At 64.0% G+C, this 16,532-nt stretch carries 14 protein-coding genes; 7 read left to right on the forward strand and 7 right to left on the reverse strand.

What is annotated here, in order from left to right; all coding sequences use genetic code 11:
• Window positions 1–38 precede the first annotated feature (38 nt).
• Both EN852_RS08470 and dnaE read left to right on the forward strand, forming a co-directional pair.
• Window positions 39–2,051 (forward strand): acetyl/propionyl/methylcrotonyl-CoA carboxylase subunit alpha, encoded by a 2,013-nt coding sequence (locus tag EN852_RS08470; protein WP_127874041.1) that lies wholly within the window; start codon window positions 39–41, stop codon window positions 2,049–2,051.
• A 121-nt stretch (window positions 2,052–2,172) separates the two neighbouring features.
• Window positions 2,173–5,700, forward strand: coding sequence for a DNA polymerase III subunit alpha (dnaE, locus tag EN852_RS08475; RefSeq protein WP_127874040.1), 3,528 nt, complete (start codon window positions 2,173–2,175; stop codon window positions 5,698–5,700).
• A 1-nt stretch (window position 5,701) separates the two neighbouring features.
• Here the strand turns inward: dnaE and EN852_RS08480 are convergent, their stop codons facing one another.
• On the reverse strand, window positions 5,702–6,589 hold the full coding sequence (locus EN852_RS08480; protein WP_127874039.1) for a DMT family transporter: 888 nt from the start codon (window positions 6,587–6,589) through the stop codon (window positions 5,702–5,704).
• A 218-nt stretch (window positions 6,590–6,807) separates the two neighbouring features.
• Here EN852_RS08480 and EN852_RS08485 point away from each other — a divergent pair, with 218 nt between their 5' ends.
• Window positions 6,808–7,311, forward strand: a complete 504-nt coding sequence (locus EN852_RS08485; RefSeq protein ID WP_127863655.1) for a hypothetical protein — start codon at window positions 6,808–6,810, stop codon at window positions 7,309–7,311.
• Window positions 7,312–7,315: 4 nt separating this feature from the next.
• Here the strand turns inward: EN852_RS08485 and EN852_RS08490 are convergent, their stop codons facing one another.
• Window positions 7,316–8,644 carry a DNA polymerase IV gene (locus EN852_RS08490; RefSeq protein ID WP_127874038.1) on the reverse strand — a complete coding sequence of 443 codons (1,329 nt, stop codon included), beginning with the start codon at window positions 8,642–8,644 and terminating at the stop codon, window positions 7,316–7,318.
• A 65-nt stretch (window positions 8,645–8,709) separates the two neighbouring features.
• Here EN852_RS08490 and EN852_RS08495 point away from each other — a divergent pair, with 65 nt between their 5' ends.
• A complete protein-coding gene (locus EN852_RS08495; protein WP_127874037.1) occupies window positions 8,710–9,285 on the forward strand; it encodes a GNAT family N-acetyltransferase in 576 nt (191 codons plus the stop codon).
• 99 nt (window positions 9,286–9,384) lie between these two features.
• Window positions 9,385–10,965 (forward strand): hypothetical protein, encoded by a 1,581-nt coding sequence (locus EN852_RS08500; protein ID WP_127874036.1) that lies wholly within the window; start codon window positions 9,385–9,387, stop codon window positions 10,963–10,965.
• A 9-nt stretch (window positions 10,966–10,974) separates the two neighbouring features.
• Here the strand turns inward: EN852_RS08500 and EN852_RS08505 are convergent, their stop codons facing one another.
• Window positions 10,975–11,628, reverse strand: coding sequence for a hypothetical protein (locus EN852_RS08505; RefSeq protein ID WP_127874035.1), 654 nt, complete (start codon window positions 11,626–11,628; stop codon window positions 10,975–10,977).
• A complete protein-coding gene (locus EN852_RS08510; protein ID WP_112127631.1) occupies window positions 11,625–11,924 on the reverse strand; it encodes a DUF3572 domain-containing protein in 300 nt (99 codons plus the stop codon). The genes EN852_RS08505 and EN852_RS08510 overlap by 4 nt, the downstream gene beginning before the upstream one ends.
• 238 nt (window positions 11,925–12,162) lie before the next feature.
• Between EN852_RS08510 and EN852_RS08515 the strand changes: the two genes are divergently transcribed.
• Window positions 12,163–12,534, forward strand: a complete 372-nt coding sequence (locus EN852_RS08515) for a response regulator (protein ID WP_027166515.1) — start codon at window positions 12,163–12,165, stop codon at window positions 12,532–12,534.
• A gap of 33 nt (window positions 12,535–12,567) precedes the next feature.
• The gene (locus EN852_RS08520) at window positions 12,568–13,941 is read left to right on the forward strand and encodes a PleD family two-component system response regulator (protein WP_127874034.1); all 1,374 of its coding nucleotides are present in this window, start codon (window positions 12,568–12,570) and stop codon (window positions 13,939–13,941) included.
• 534 nt (window positions 13,942–14,475) lie between these two features.
• Here the strand turns inward: EN852_RS08520 and rpmG are convergent.
• The 3 genes from rpmG to EN852_RS08540 all read right to left on the reverse strand — a co-directional run bounded on the left by rpmG (window position 14,476) and on the right by EN852_RS08540 (window position 16,526).
• The gene (gene rpmG, locus EN852_RS08530) at window positions 14,476–14,643 is read right to left on the reverse strand and encodes a 50S ribosomal protein L33 (RefSeq protein ID WP_040995604.1); all 168 of its coding nucleotides are present in this window, start codon (window positions 14,641–14,643) and stop codon (window positions 14,476–14,478) included.
• 157 nt (window positions 14,644–14,800) lie between these two features.
• Window positions 14,801–15,259, reverse strand: coding sequence for a hypothetical protein (locus EN852_RS08535; RefSeq protein WP_127874033.1), 459 nt, complete (start codon window positions 15,257–15,259; stop codon window positions 14,801–14,803).
• A 91-nt stretch (window positions 15,260–15,350) separates the two neighbouring features.
• A complete protein-coding gene (locus EN852_RS08540; RefSeq protein ID WP_127874032.1) occupies window positions 15,351–16,526 on the reverse strand; it encodes an MFS transporter in 1,176 nt (391 codons plus the stop codon).
• Window positions 16,527–16,532: the final 6 nt, after the last annotated feature.

Genomic DNA, 16,532 nt, shown 5'->3' on the forward strand with positions numbered 1-16,532 from the left:
ATAGAACTGGTCCGCTTTGCCGGAGGAACGACATCCGAATGTTCAAGAAGATCCTGATCGCCAATCGCGGCGAGATCGCCTGTCGCGTCATCAAGACGGCGCGCAAGATGGGGATTGCCACCGTCGCGGTCTATTCGGATGCCGATCGCGATGCCGTCCATGTCGAGATGGCCGACGAAGCGGTGCATATCGGGCCATCGCCGGCGGCACAGAGCTATCTGCTGCCGGAGAAGATCATCGCCGCCTGCAAGGAGACCGGTGCCGAGGCCGTGCATCCGGGCTATGGCTTCCTGTCGGAGCGAGCCTCATTTTGCGAGGCGCTGGAGCAGCAAGGCATCGTCTTCATCGGGCCGAAGCCCAAGGCCATCAAGGCGATGGGCGACAAGATCGAATCGAAGAAGTTCGCCAGCGAAGCCAAGGTCTCGACCGTGCCTGGATGGCTGGGCGTCATCGAAGACGCCGACCATGCCGAGAGGATCGCCGGCGAGATCGGCTATCCGGTCATGATCAAGGCTTCGGCCGGCGGCGGCGGCAAGGGCATGCGCATCGCCTGGAGCCAGGCGGAGGTGCGCGACGGTTTCGACAGGGCACGTTCGGAGGCGAAAAGCTCCTTCGGCGACGATCGCGTCTTCATCGAGAAATTCGTCGTCGATCCGCGCCATATCGAGATCCAGGTGCTGGCCGACGCGCATGGCACAGCGCTCTATCTCGGCGAGCGTGAATGCTCGATCCAGCGTCGCAACCAGAAGGTGGTCGAGGAGGCGCCTTCACCTTTTCTCGATGCCAAGACAAGGAAGGCGATGGGCGAGCAGGCGGTGGCGCTGGCGAAAGCCGTCGACTACCAGAGCGCCGGCACCGTCGAGTTCATCGTCGACAACGACAAGAACTTCTATTTCCTTGAAATGAATACGCGATTGCAGGTCGAGCACCCGGTGACCGAACTGGTCACCGGCATTGACCTGGTCGAGCAGATGATCCGTGTCGCCGCCGGCGAGAAGCTCGCCATCAAGCAGAGCGACGTCAAGCTCAACGGCTGGGCGGTGGAGAGCCGCCTTTACGCGGAGGATCCTTTCCGCAACTTCCTGCCGTCGATCGGCCGGCTGACCCGCTACAGGCCGCCGGAAGAGGGCACGTTCGGCGACATCGTCATCCGCAACGACACCGGCGTCACCGAAGGCTCGGAAATCTCGATGTTCTATGACCCGATGGTGGCGAAGCTCTGCACCTGGGCGCCGACAAGGCTGGAGGCGATCGACGCCATGTCGGAGGCGCTCGACAGTTTTGTCGTCGACGGCATCGAGCACAACATCCCGTTCCTCTCGGCGCTGATGCAGCACCCGCGCTGGCGCGAGGGGCGGCTGTCGACCGGTTTCATCGCCGAGGAATATCCGAACGGTTTTTCGCCGGTCGCGCCGGATGGCGAGGAGAGGGCCGTTTTCGCTGCCGTCGCAACCGCGATCGAACTTTTGCGCCGCGACCGGCTCGACCGCCTGAGCGGCCGGCTGGCGCCGCATTCCGGCCATCTCAAGCGCGACTGGGTGGTGAAGATCGGCGCGGACTATCTTCCGGTCGTGATCGTCGACGGCATGGTCTCGATCCCGATGGAGGTCGATCTTTCGATCGACGGCGGCAAGCCGCTGACCGTTGCGTCCGACTGGCGGCCGGGCGACGCGCTCTGGCAAGGTAGGATCGGCGGCGACAAGGTCGTCGCACAGATCCGTCCGATGCTCAACGGCTTGAGCATTGCTTGGAATGGCATGTCGGTGATGGCGCGCGCCATGCTGCCGCGCACCGCGGAACTCGAAAGGCTGATGCCGGAAAAACTGCCGCCGGACACCTCGAAGATGCTGCTCTGCCCGATGCCCGGTCTCGTCGTCTCGATCGCGGTCGCCGAGGGCCAAGAGGTCAAGGCCGGCGAGACGCTGGCCGTGGTCGAGGCCATGAAGATGGAAAACGTGCTGCGCGCCGAACGCGACCTCACGATAGCCAAGCTCAACGCCAAGCCAGGCGACAGCCTGGCGGTCGACGCGGTGATCATGGAGTTCGCCTGAGAAGAGGCGGTAGCCGGCCGTAAGCCTGTGCCTTGTCGGTCATTTGTGCTGGACTGGCATGGCCGCGTCCGGGACAATACATCTGCATGGAATTTGAGTCTCTGGAACAGCGCGAAAAAACATGGCGGATGAACGACTTCCACGCGACCCGTTGCAGCGCGAAGCAGCCGTGAAGGCCGCGCGGCCGGAAGCGCCGGCGCGGACCTTCATCCATTTGCGGGTGCACTCGGCCTATTCGCTGCTCGAAGGCGCGCTTCAGCTCGGCGCAATCGTCGGCCATGCGGTCAAGGACGAGGCGCCGGCGATAGCGGTCACCGACACCAACAATTTGTTCGGCGCGCTCGAATTCGCGCAGAAGGCGGTCAAGGACGGCGTCCAGCCGATCATCGGCTGCCAGGTCGATCTCGCCTTTTCCGGAGAGGCGAGCGACGGCCAGCGCGACCGCCGCCGCCACGGCCCCGAGATGGCGCCGGTCGTGCTGATCGCCGCCAGCGAGGGCGGCTACGCCAATCTGGTCAGGCTGATCAGCAAGGTTTATCTGGAGACGCCGCCCGGCGAGCCGGTGCACCTGACCAGCGCCATGCTGGAAGGCCGGTCCGATGGGCTGATCTGTCTGACCGGCGGCCCGCGCGGTCCGATCGGCAGCGCGCTCAAGGCCGATCGGCGCGACCTCGCCGAACAGCGGCTGCTGTTCCTCAAAGGCTTGTTCGGCGACAGGCTTTATGTCGAGCTGGAGCGGGTCGCCGGCTATGACCGCATGATCGAGAAGTCGACGGTCGACCTGGCCTACACGCACGACCTGCCGCTGGTCGCCACCAACGAGGCGTTCTTCTCCAAGCGACAGGATTACGAGGCGCATGATGCGCTGATCGCCATCGCCGAAGGCTCGGTGGTCGCCGCGGACAATCGCCGGCGGCTGTCGCCGGACAATTTCCTGCGCAGCCAGGCCGAGATGGCGCGGCTCTTCTCCGATCTGCCGGAAGCGATCGACAACACGGTCGAGATCGCCATGCGCTGCTCCTACTATCCGAAGAACCGCAGCCCGATCCTGCCGCGCTTCACCGGCGCCGACGCGGCCGACAAGGATGCCGCCGAGAAAGCCGAGGCCGCCGAGCTTGCACGCCAGGCGCGCGAGGGGCTGGAGGCGCGGCTTGCCGCGCATGGGCCGACGCCGGGCTACACGGTCGAGCAGTATCGCGAGCGGCTGGAATTCGAGCTCGGCATCATCGAGAAGATGAAGTTTCCGGGCTACTTCCTTATCGTTGCCGACTTCATCAAATGGGCCAAATCGCAAGGCATCCCGGTCGGGCCGGGGCGCGGTTCGGGCGCCGGCTCGCTGGTCGCCTACTCGACCACCATCACCGATATCGACCCGCTGCGTTTCTCGCTGCTGTTCGAGCGCTTCCTCAATCCGGACCGCGTCTCGATGCCGGACTTCGACATCGACTTCTGCCAGGACCGGCGCGAGGAGGTGATCCGCTACGTCCAGCAGAAATACGGGCGCGACCAGGTCGGCCAGATCATCACCTTCGGTACGCTGCAAGCGCGCGCGGTGCTGCGGGACGTCGGCCGCGTGCTGCAGATGCCTTACGGTCAGGTGGACAAGCTCTCCAAGATGGTGCCGCAGAACCCGGCCAATCCGGTCAAGCTGGCGGACGCCATCGCCAACGAGCCGCGCTTCGCCGAGGAGGCGGAGAAGGAGCCGATCGTGCAGACGCTGCTCGACACGGCGCAGAAGCTCGAAGGCCTCTACCGCCATGCCTCGACGCACGCCGCCGGCATCGTCATCGGCGACCGGCCGCTGTCCGAGCTGGTGCCGATGTACCGCGATCCGCGCTCGGACATGCCGGTCACCCAGTTCAATATGAAATATGTCGAGCAGGCGGGCCTTGTGAAATTCGACTTCCTTGGCCTCAAGACGCTGACCGTGCTGGAAACGGCGGTGAAGCTCATCCGCCGGCGCGGCGTCGACATCGATCTCGCCACGATCCCGCTCGACGACAAGGACACCTACGCCATGCTGTCGCGCGGCGAGGTGGTCGGCGTGTTCCAGGTTGAAAGTGCCGGCATGCGCAAGGCGCTGATCGGCATGCGGCCGGACTGTATCGAGGACATCATCGCGCTGGTCGCCCTCTACCGCCCCGGCCCGATGGAGAACATCCCGACCTACAACGCCAGAAAGCATGGCGAGGAGGAGATGGCCTCGATCCATCCCAAGATCGACCATCTGGTGAAGGAGACGCAAGGCGTCATCGTCTACCAGGAACAGGTGATGCAGATCGCGCAGGAGCTGTCCGGCTATTCGCTCGGCGAAGCCGACCTTCTGCGCCGCGCCATGGGCAAGAAGATCCGCGCCGAGATGGACAAGCAGCGCGAGCGCTTCGTCTCCGGCGCGGTCGAGCGCGGCGTCTCCAAGCCGCAGGCCGACTTCATCTTCGATCTTCTGGCCAAGTTCGCCGACTACGGCTTCAACAAGTCGCACGCGGCGGCCTATGCGGTGGTTTCCTACCAGACCGCCTATCTCAAGGCGCATTACCCGGTCGAGTTCCTGGCGGCGTCGATGACGCTCGATATGAGCAACACCGACAAGCTGGCCGATTTCCGCCAGGACGCCATGCGCCTTGGCATCGAGGTGGTTGCGCCGTCGGTGATGACCAGCTTCCGCCCCTTCGAGGTCGGCGACAACAAGATCTTCTATTCGCTGGCGGCGCTGAAAGGCGTCGGCGACGCGGCAGTCGAGCATATCGTCGCCGTGCGCGGCGAGAGGCCGTTCAAGAACCTTGCCGATTTCTGCGAGCGCGTCGATCCAAAGATCGTCGGCAAGCGCGTCTTCGAAAGCCTGATCATGGCCGGCGCGCTGGATTGCTTCGGCCATGACCGCGCCCAGATGATGGCCGGCGTCGAGCGGATGATGGGACTGGCCTCGCTGGCGCAGCAGAACGCCGTCTCCGGCCAGGCCGATATTTTCGGCTCCTCTCTCGGCGCGCAATCGCAGGCGCTCAACCTGCCGGCGACCGATCCTTGGCTTGCGGCCGACCGGCTGCATCGCGAGTTCCAGGTGGTGGGCTTCTATCTCTCCGCGCATCCGCTGGACGAGTACAAGGCAGCACTTCAGAAGATGCGGGTGCAGAACTGGGCGGAATTTTCGGCCGCGGTCAAACGGGGCGCAGCCGCAGGCCGGCTCGCCGGCACCGTCACCACCAAGCAGGAGCGCAAGACGCGCACCGGCAACAAGATGGGCGTGGTGCAGTTCTCCGACACGACCGGCCAGTACGAGGCGGTGCTGTTTTCCGAAGGCTTGGCGCAGTATCGCGACATGCTGGAGCCCGGCCGCTCGGTGGTGATCACCGTTTCGGCCGAAGACCGGCCGGAAGGCATCAATCTGCGGATTCAAACCGTGCAGTCGCTGGAGGACGAGGCCAGCCGCATCCAGAAGGCGCTGCGCATCTTCGTGCGCGACGCAGCACCGCTCGGCACGCTGGCCAACCAGCTTTCGGTCAAGGGCGAGGGGCAAGTAAGCTTCGTGCTGATCAAGGAGGCAGGACTGGGCGAAGTGGAGATCGAGCTGCCCAATCGCTACCGTATTTCACCCCAGGTGGCGTCGGCCATGCGGGCGGTGCCGGGCGTGGTGGAAGTGGAGTTGGTTTAGCTCAGGGCGTTGCCGCTTCAGCCTCCGCCACTTGCGGCGTCTTGCGCTGCAGGTTGAGCAAATTGCCGGCCAGAATCAGCGCCGCGCCGCCGGCGGTGAAGATGTCGATCTGCTCGCGATAGAGCAGCCAGCCGACCAGTGCCGACAGCGGCACGCGCAGGAAATCCATTGGCGAGATGAGGGTGGCGTCCGCATAGGCCAGTGCACGCGCCATGCAGAAGTGTGACGACATGCCTGTGAAAGCGATCACCACGATCCATGGCCAAAGCGCAAGCGGCGGGTTGCGCCACTCGTAGAGCGCGGGCAGCAGGCCGAGCACCGACTGGATGATCAGCATCCAGAAGATAATGCGCACGACGCTGTCGGTCCTCGTCAGCGACTTTACCATGACCACCGAAGTGCCGAAGCAGACCGCGGCGCCCAGCACTATGAGTTGCCCCGGGTTGACCGAGCTGACGCCTGGACGCACGATGATGATCACCCCGATCAGGCCGAGCACGATAGCCGTCAGCCTGGGCCTGGAGAGCCGTTCGCCAAGAAAACCAACCGCGAAAACCGCGGTCCAGATCGGTGTGGTGAATTCAATGGAAATCAGCACGGCGAGCGGGATCAGCGAGAGCGCATAGAGCCACGCCGCCTGGCCGGTATAATGGATGACATTGCGGGCGATATGCGTGAACGGGCGTTTCGTGAGCATCGCCGGGAAGCCGCCGCTTGTCATCACCAGCGGCAGCAGGATGAAGAAACCGATCACCGAGCGCAGTTCCAGCACCTGGAAGACGTTGAGATCGCTGGTCGTGGCGCGGCCGGCTACGGTCATCGCCAGGAAGGAGGCGATTGACAGCGCCATCCAGAATGCGGCTTTGGGGATCGAGGGAGCGGGTGCCATTTGGGACTCTATCTCGCAAGCCCGGACCTGGGCTGCAACCGTTAGCGGCGTCATTCCACTGGGCCAGGGGATTCGTGTCAAAAAACAGTCATCGCCACGGCGGAACCTGACGCTCCAGGCATCCGTTAAGCCCACGCCTTCCATCGGCAGGTGCCGACCGAAACCGTTTCAAACTCTTCCTGGAATTGTACTAGTGATCGCGAGAGGGAGACATTTTGATGAAATCGACCGCTGCTTTGCTGGCCGCCGCCTGTCTTTTCTGCGCGAGCGGCGCGCATGCCGACGAGGCGGCTTTCCTGCGTTCGCTGCAGGGCAAGTTTTCCGGGAAGGGAACGGTGAGGATCAGGACGAACACGCCGGTGATGAACATCGACTGCACCTTCACCTCGGACGCGACGGCGGACTCGCTGTCGCTTGATGGCACCTGCCGTGCGTTCTTGATCATGTCGCGGGAAATCCGCGCCGACCTGAAGGTAAGCGGGGCGGGGTACACCGGCACCTATATCGGCTCGCGCAGCGGACCCGCCGGGCTCAACGGAAGCCGCAAGGGCGATGCGATCGACCTCGACATCCACTGGGCGAAAATCGTCAATGGCGACCGCGACGCCGAGCTGACGGTTGAAAAGATCGGGCCGGACAATATGCGCATGACGGTGACTGACATGGATCCGGCGACCGGCAAGATGGTGGTGACCAGCCGGATCGATCTGAAGCGAAACTGACCCCTCAATCCTCCAGCGGCTCGGGCGGATTGGCGGCGCGGCCCTTGCCGAATGTATAGCCGGTCTCGACGGCTTTCCTGCCGAACTTGTCGCGCAACGCGTCCATGGCGCCTTCGGCCAGCGCGCGCTTGCGCGACTGCTGGTCGACCAGATCGGGCGGATCGGCCTTATCGTCGCCGGAGAGGTCGCTGACGCCGATGCCGAGCAGGCGGAACTTCGTGCCGTCGGCCTCGCGGCGCAACAGGTCGAGGCCGGTCTGGAAAATGCGGTCGGCCAGCCGGGTCGGATCGCCGAGCTGGCGGTTGCGGGTGCGGAGCTTGAAATCCTGCGTCTTCAGCTTCAGCACCACGGTTCGCCCCGCAATGCCGGATTTCTTTAGCCGCGCCGAGACCTTTTCCGACAGGCCGCGCAGCACCGGCACCAGCTCCGCCAGAGCGGCGATGTCGGTGTCGAAGGTGGTCTCGGCCGAGACGCTCTTGGCATCCCCGCCGGGATCGACCGGGCGGTCGTCCTCGCCGCGCGACAGCCGGTAGAGCCGGTCGCCCATGACGCCATAGCGGCGCATCAGGTCGCCGCGCTCCATGCGCTGCAACTGGGCGATCATGCGGATGCCGTCGCGCTCCAGCGTCGCGGCCAGCGCCTTGCCCACGCCCCAGATCATCGTCACCGGCTGCGCGGCGAGGAAGCTCGGGGCCTCCGCCTCGCCGATCACCGAAAAGCCGCGCGGCTTGCGGAAATCCGAGGCGATCTTGGCCAGGAACTTGCAGTAGGAAAGGCCCGCCGACACGGTGATGCCGAGTTCCTTTTCCACCGTCTGCGCGAAGCGCGCCAGCACCAGCGCCGGCGGCATCCCGTGCAGCCGCTCGGTGCCGGCGAGATCGAGAAAGGCCTCGTCGATCGACAGCGGCTCGACCTGCGGCGTCAGCGCCAGCATCAGCGCCCGCACCTGGCGGCCGACACCGACATATTTTTCCATGTTGGGCGGGATCACCACCGCTTCCGGGCAGAGTTCCAGCGCCCTGAACATCGGCATGGCCGAGCGAACGCCCTGGATGCGGGCGATGTAGCAGGCGGTGGAGACAACGCCGCGCCGGCCGCCGCCGACGATGACCGGCTTGTCCTTCAGCGCCGGATTGTCGCGCTTTTCGATCGCCGCGTAGAAGGCGTCGCAATCGATATGCGCGATCTTGAGCCGGTAGAGCTCGGCGTGGCGGACGAGGCGCGGGCTGCCGCAGCGATCGCAGCGGCGCGTCTCCGAGCGTTGGAGCGCCAGGCAGTCACGGCAAAAACCGTGTTCGGGATTGTTGACAGGAGCCACCATCGCTGCGAACATAAAGAGAACAAACGCAATGGTACGACAGCGCAAGGCTGGCAACAAGCTTGGCCTGGGGAGAACGCATGAGCACGACCATAGCACCGCTGACCCCCGAGCGCTGGGCCGATTTCGAGGACCTCTTCGGTAAGCAGGGCGCCTGTTACGGCTGCTGGTGCACGCATTTCCGGCTGGCGCCGGCGGAGCGCCGCGCCAGCGACAAGGAGCGCAACAAGGACCTTATCAAGGCGCGCATAGAGGCAGGTCCGCCGCCGGGACTCCTGGCGTTCGAGGACGGCAAGGCCGTCGGCTGGATGCAGGTCGGCCCGCGCGCCGACGTGCCCGAGTGGAACAATCAGGGCAGGGGCTCAGCCCCGATCGATCCGGCCGATGCAGGCGACCCGAATGTCTGGGCGATCTCCTGCTTCTTCATCCGCGTCAAGGCGAGGGGCCGCGGGGTCTCGCATCGGCTCGTTGCGGGCGGCATCGCCTTCGCCCGCGAGAACGGCGCGAGGCTGCTCGAAGCCTGCCCGATCGACCTGTCGCGCGATTCGCGCTCGATCGGGCTTTTCGTCGGCTCGTCGCGGGTGTTCGAGAAGGCCGGCTTCGAAAGGCTCGTGGAGCGCAAGCCCGGCCGGCCGCTGATGCGGCTGGTGCTTTAGCCGGATGCGCTTTTGGCCTACAGTGGGCGTCTTGCGGCTGTAACGCTTCTTGCCTACCAGAAGCCATTGTTTCGTCTTCCGACAGCACGGAGAATCGACGTGAAGCGTATTTTGCCACTCGCCTTTGCCCTCGCGCTCAGCGCGCCAGCCTTTGCCCAGACCGTGGACAGCCAGGGCGCTAAGCAGCTTTCCGACGATCTGGCGCGCTATTTCGGCAAGCAGGCGTTCGACAAGGGCGTGCTCAAGGTTTCGGTGGAGGGTGACGCCTACAAGATCGCGCTCGACATCAAAGCGCTCGTCAATGCGGTGCCGGAGCAGAAGCTCCTGAAATTCGACATGGCGCCCTACGCGCTGATGGTGAAGCCGCGCAGCGATGGATCATGGGACGTCTCGTCGAATTTCTCGCAGGGCGCGTCGTTCGAGTTCGATGGGCCGGAAGGCCGCCAGAGCATGGAATTCACGATCAAGGACGGCAAGCTGACCAGCGTCTACGATCCGGCCCTTGCGGCCTTCACCAATGCAACCAGCTCGTTGGCCGGGATGACCATGACGTCCCGGGACGCCAAGCAGCAGGCCGAGGCCTCGACCGGCGCCGGCACCGCCACCGTTGTCGCGACCAAATCCGCCAATGGCGGCGTCGACTTCACGGCGACCCAAAAAGTCTCGGACTTCGTTGAGACCATCAAGGTCAACGATCCCGACAGCGGCATGAATTTTCCGCTCACCTTGAAAACGCCGGAGCTTTCCGTCGACGCAACCGGCAAGGGCGTGCGGACGAAGCCGCTGCTCGACCTGCTCGCCTTTGCCGTGGCGAATGAGGACGAAGCCAAGCTCAAGGCGAACCAGGCAGAGCTCAAATCGCTGATGCTGGCGGCGCTGCCGATCTGGCAAAGGGTCGACGGCAATTACGGCTTCAAGGATTTCATCGTGGAAAGCCCTGTCGGCGAATTCGGGGCGAAGCAATTCAGCACCGCATTCGGCATGGATGGCGTTTCCCAGAACGGCAAGGTCGATTACACGATCAAGGCAACCGGGCTGACGATCCCGCATCAGACCCTGCCTGAATGGACGGTGCCGCTGTTGCCAACGGACATCGACCTGAATTTCGGCGGCGCCAATATCGATCTCGATACGATGGCGAAAAAGGCGATCGAAGCCTTTGATCTCAATAAGGAACCACCGCTCTCGGATGAATTCGGCAAGGCTCTGGTCGCCGATTTCAAGGCCAAGAATCCCAAGGTCGTCATCGGGCACAGCACGGTGAAGAACGGCGACATCGAAGTCGCGTTGGAAGGCGAGATGACGTTTCCCGGCGAGAAGCCTGATGCGACGGTGACCATCGACGTCGCCGGCTATGACAAGATCGTCCATGCCCTGAAGGAAGGGGCCAAGAGCGACGAGCAGATGGCGCAGGCCTTCCCGTTTGCGTTGGCTGTCAAGGGCTTCGGCAAGACGCTGCCGGACGGCCGCCTGGAGTGGGTGATCAACACCAAGGCCGATGGGTCCGTTGCCGTCAATGGCGCCATGCTGAAGGGGCCGGACGAGGTCCAGGACAACAGCGCAGGACAGGACGACAATTCGAGCGGCGATGACGGCGCGAACGGAACGGATGATTCCACCGGAGGCGATGGCTCGGACGGCGGCGACGATGGCGGGGCTGGCGCGAAGCTGCAGCCCTGAGCGCCTGAGCTAAAGCCCGAGCGCGGTCGCGATCTTGGGCGTGGCCTCGCGCCAGTCCTCGACCGAGACGATGTCCTCCGGCGTCGGCGGCAGGAAGGCGCGTAGCGAGTTGTCGGCCATCAGGTGGAAGAGGTGGGCATCGGCCACCGAATTGCGGGCCGAGACCAGGTTGGAAGGCTGGTCGTCGACGAAGGCGACCGGCCGACCCTTGAGGCCGCGCAATTTGGCGATGGCAGGCCCCTTGGCCATCTCCGTGGTCAGCAACGGGTACTCGAGCCCCAGCGCATCGAGATGCGCGCGGCGCACGGCGCGATGCTTGTGCGGCATGGCGGTCAGCAGGACGATCTCGGCGCCTTGCCCGAGCATGGCCAGGGCGTCCGCGGCACCCTCGGTGATGCTTTGCCAATCCGACTGGCTATCGAAGAAATCGCCCAGCAGCGCCGTCACTTCGGGCTGCTCGATCAGCCGGCCGGTCGCCATTTCGGCGATGTTGCCGGTCAGTCGGAAGGACGAGAGCGTCAGCCCGAAGCCGCGCGTTTTGAGGAAATGCGGAAAGGGCCGGACGAATTCGAGCACGACATCGTCGACGTCGAGCACCAGCAGCGGCCGGTCGTCGGCGGCAAGCTCTTCGATCTGCCGCGCCGTCTCGGGATCGTCGCTCATGTCGAACGCTCATGATCGTCGTTGCCGAGCGGAAGCGCGCGCAATGCCTTGCCGACAGCGGCCGGCGGCGTGCCGGTCTCCTCGGCGAAGCGCAGCAGCGTCGGCTCGTGGGCCAGGATGAATTGCAGGACGCCGGCAAGGAAGCCGGGCTCCGCGGCGGCCTTGCGGATCGAGTTGGCCTCGATGCCGGTGATCGCCAGGAAGCGGGGCAGAAGTTCGGGATCTGCGGCGACGAAGCCCAGCGCCTTGACGGCAATGGTTTCCGCTTCCTCGCGCATTGACGCTGCGTTCGCCATCATTACCTTTGGAATGGTGGATTTTTGAGTCTCCTACCGCAGTAACGGCAAGCGTCGCTTGCGGCAAGCCTCCGCTCTCTCTCGTGCAACGTCCGAAGCTGGAATTGGTGCAGCTTTCCAACCTCCGGTTTCCGTTTCGTCAATTATATTGGGCTAGGGTGGAAAAGGGTTGGGTGCGGTCCGAAGGGGACGCATTACGACGGTCTTCGACTTCGAGGGCGGTCGGGACGGGAAATTGATGGCTAAGAAGGTCATGATCGTCGAGGATAACGAGCTCAACATGAAGCTCTTTCGGGACCTCATCGAAGCCAGCGGTTACGAAACGGTCCGCACGCGCAATGGGCTGGAGGCGCTGGATCTGGCGCGCCAGCACCGGCCGGACCTCATCCTGATGGACATCCAGCTGCCCGAAGTCTCCGGCCTGGAAGTGACCAAATGGCTGAAGGAAGACGACGAATTGCATTCGATCCCCGTCATCGCCGTCACCGCCTTCGCCATGAAGGGCGATGAGGAGCGCATCCGCCAGGGTGGCTGCGAGGCCTATATCTCCAAGCCGATCTCGGTGCCCCGCTTCATCGAGACGATCAAATCCTATCTGGGCGATGCCTGATGCCCGTGACCAGCAGAACCGGAGCCTTTTGAGATGACCGCGCGGATCCTCGTCGTCGACGATATCCCCGCCAATGTGCGGCTGCTGGAGGTTCGGCTGCTTGCCGAGTATTTCGAGGTGCTGACGGCCAATAACGGGCCGGATGCGATCGAGACCTGCGAGAACGGCAAGGTCGACGTCGTGCTGCTCGACGTGATGATGCCGGGCATGGACGGGTTCGAAGTCTGCAAACGCCTGAAGGGCGATCCGGCGACCTCACATATACCGGTGGTCATGATCACCGCGCTCGACCAGGTCTCGGACCGGGTGCGCGGCCTCGAGGCCGGCGCGGACGATTTCCTTACCAAGCCGGTCAACGACCTGCAGTTGATGACGCGCGTGAAGAGCCTCGTCAGGCTGAAGTCGCTGACCGACGAGCTCAGGCTGCGCGCCTCGACCACGCGCAATATCGGCATCGAGGAACTTCTGAGCCGCGATTTCGCGACCGACGACGTCAAGCCGAAGGTGCTTCTTATCGACGAGCGCAGATCCTCGGTCGAACGCATCCAGAAGATGCTGCGCAACAGCGCCGAGCTCGATGTCGCGGCTGATCCCAACGCAGGGTTTTTCCAGGCGGCCGAGACACCGTATGAGTGCGTGCTGATCTCGACCGCCTTCGCCGGTTTCGATGCGCTGAGGCTCTGCTCGCAACTGCGTTCGCTCGACCGCACCCGCTTCCTGCCGATCATGCTGCTCGCCGATGAGGGCGAGGAGGGCCGCATCCTGCGCGGGCTGGAGTTAGGCATCAACGACTACCTGATCCGGCCTATCGATCAGCACGAGTTGACGGCGCGGCTGCGCACACAGGTGCGGCGCAAGCGCTACAACGATCAACTGCGCGCCAGCGTCGCCCAGACGATCGAGATGGCGGTGATCGACGGTCTGACCGGGCTTCACAACCGGCGCTATCTCGACAGCCATCTGCAGACCCTGTTCGATCGCGCCGCGGCGCGGCGGCGGCCGCTGTCGGTGATGATCACCGACCTCGACCGCTTCAAGTCGATCAACGACACCTATGGCCATGACGGCGGCGACGATGTGCTGCGCGAATTCGCCAGGCGGCTGCGCAAGAATGTGCGCGGCATCGATTTGGCCTGCCGCTTCGGCGGCGAGGAGTTCGTCGTGGTCATGCCGGACACCGACGGCGCGGTCGCCGAGAAGGTGGCCGAGCGCATCCGCGCCGAGATCGCGCAGGCGTCTTTTGCCATCGGGAGCGACGGCAAGACGATCGAGGTGACGGTCAGCGTCGGCGTATCCTCGCTTCTGAAGGGAACCGACAGCGTCGCGGCGCTGATGAAGCGCGCCGATCTTGCGCTTTATGAAGCCAAAAGCGGCGGCCGCAACCGGGTGGTCGCCAAGGCGGCCTAAAGCGCCCTCGCGATCTTCCAGACCCGCTGTTTATGCTCTAGATTTAGATTTTGCGCATGTTCGCGCTTCGGCGGCATGCCTGCAAAGGGCGCCGATTAGCGACTGTCCCCACAGGGTTACGAATTTACCTTAACCCGAGCGATTCGCGAGCGGTGGTTAAGAAATGGTTGATTTTTATAAGGTCTTGCGCAAATCTGCGGCCCATAGACAGAAGACGAGGCCGGCACGAGGGTAGACTAGCCGGCTCGATCCGAAAAATACCCCATGATGCTCAGGTCCGCCGCATCTCCTGGGTCCGTGGGGTCGGCCGGCCGGCGCTGGCACATAGTGGCCTCCTCGTACCGCTGCCAAACGCCGACCGGCCCCCTTTTCCTACAAAAGCCGTCGACCGACCTTGCGCTGGCAGCCGCGCGGGCCCTTCCGCCGCCCGATCTTTCCTCCTGCCGGAAAACCGTGCCGGACTTTTCCTGGAATTGCCCCAAAAACAAAAACGCCGCCCGGAGGGCGGCGCTTCGATTTCTCAGGATTACCAGATTACTTGATCTTGGTTTCCTTGAACTCGACGTGCTTCTTGGCGATCGGATCGTACTTGCGGAACGAGAGCTTGTCCGTCTTGGTACGGCTGTTCTTGCTGGTCACGTAGAAGAACCCGGTGTCGGCGGTCGACAGAAGCTTGATCTTGATGTTTGCGGCTTTGGCCATGATGTTCGTCCGTTAATGTTCGTGGAGTTTTGGCCGCTGGAGCACGGGGAAAACACCCGGACGCGGGAAACTTGGCGCGACACATAAAGAACGCGCCCGGAAAGTCAAGCCCGGGCGCCGTCCTTGCCACATTTCGGTGTGGTTCGAGCTCACCGCGTCAGGCGTTCTGCTCGACCAACTGTCCCTTCTTTTTCCAGTCGCCCGTGGTGTTCCACCAGCGGTTGGGATTGGCGCGGTCGTCAAGGCCCTTGGAGCGGCTGGCGAGCAGCGGCTGGATGCGGATGACGGGTTCCTGGTAGGAATGGGCCTGGAATATCGCCTCGACGACTCGGGCGGCGAGTGCCTGGTCGTCGGCAAGCTCGAACGACACTTCGACGGTGCCGGGTCGCCGGCGCAGTTCGCTCTCGGCACCGGCGGCGGCGCCCTCGAGCGGCCGGTAGCGCTCGATGCCTTGCGCCGACTGATAGGCGTTGCTGTCATATTTGCCCATGCGCAGCGGCGTGATCGCCACCACCGCCTCCATGATGCGCTCGACATCGGCGGCCGGCGCCTGGAATGTGACGAGCAGAAGCAACTCCATTCTGAGGGATCTGGTTTCAAAGCCGCTGTCGATCATCGCAATTCTCCTGCCTGGCGTCGGAGGCAGGGTATAGCAGGGGTGCTGCTGACACTGTGATGTCAGGATGCTCGACGTTCAGGACATTCGCCTAGAGAATCCTGCGCACCAGCCTGACCAGGACCAGCAGCATGTAGGCGGCGAAGAAGACGGCCAGCGACCAGCCGAAGCCGGAGGGGCCGAAGGCGTCCATGCCGATGCCGATCGCCTGCGGGCCGATCACCATGCCGACACCGTAGCACAACACGAAGGCCGCGTTGGCGGATGCCAGCTCATGGCCGGAAAGCTGGGAACCGAGATGGGCAAGGCCGATCGTGTACATGGCCGCGACGACGCCGCCCCAGACAAACAGCAGGGCGGCCATAAGATGCCAGTTCTGCGCGAAGAAGGGCATGAATACGGTGCCGATCAGGCCGACGGTGGCGCAGGCCAGGAGCAGGTAACGGCGGTCCGAAACACGGTCGCTGATCATGCCGATCGGGATCTGCAGGAGCACGTTGCCGAGCCCGATCATGGTCAAAAGAAGCGCTGCGTCGGCCTCTGAATAACCGATGCGGCTGCCATAGATGGGGAAGAGCGAGAAGCCGCCGGTCTCGACCGCACCGAAAACAAGCACGGCGAAGGTCGCGGTCGGCACTAGCCAGACGTAGCGCAGGAAATGGCTGGTCTCGCTGTCGGCGACGATGGTCGGGCTCTCGTTGCGGGCCGCCAGCACCGGAATCGCAGCAAGCGTGACCAGCGCTATGGTGACGCCGAATGGCAGGAAGCCCGAACTGCCGAGATGGGCGAACAGCCACGGTCCGGCGGCGAAGCCGAGCGACAGCACGGTGGCGTAGATGCCAAGCACAAGGCCGCGGCGGTTCGGCGGGGCGGAGGTGCTGATCCAGAATTCCGACAGGATGAACAGCACCGTCAGCGAGATATGCAGGGCGACGCGGAGCGGGAACCACATCCAGAAATCCGGCGCGAAGTGAAAGCCGACAAAGGCGAGCGCGCCGATGGCGATCATCAACAGCATGGTCCAGGCGACGCCAAGCCGCATGGCAAGCGGGGTTGCAAGCGGCGCGCCGGCGATCGAGGCGAGGCCGGCGACGGCCGTGTTGAGGCCGATCATCGAAGCGGAGTGGCCGCGGCTTTCCAGAATGACGCTGAGCAGAGGCATGCCGAGGCCGATGGCGATGCCGACGACGCTGATCGAGGAGATCGCCGCGACCATCGGCAGCCAGTGTACGCGTTCGCCGCCCTGTTGTTGGGTATCGACCGTCATGGGATC

Origin of the sequence: Mesorhizobium sp. M2E.F.Ca.ET.209.01.1.1, from assembly GCF_004010375.2 — a bacterium.
Taxonomy (GTDB): domain Bacteria; phylum Pseudomonadota; class Alphaproteobacteria; order Rhizobiales; family Rhizobiaceae; genus Mesorhizobium.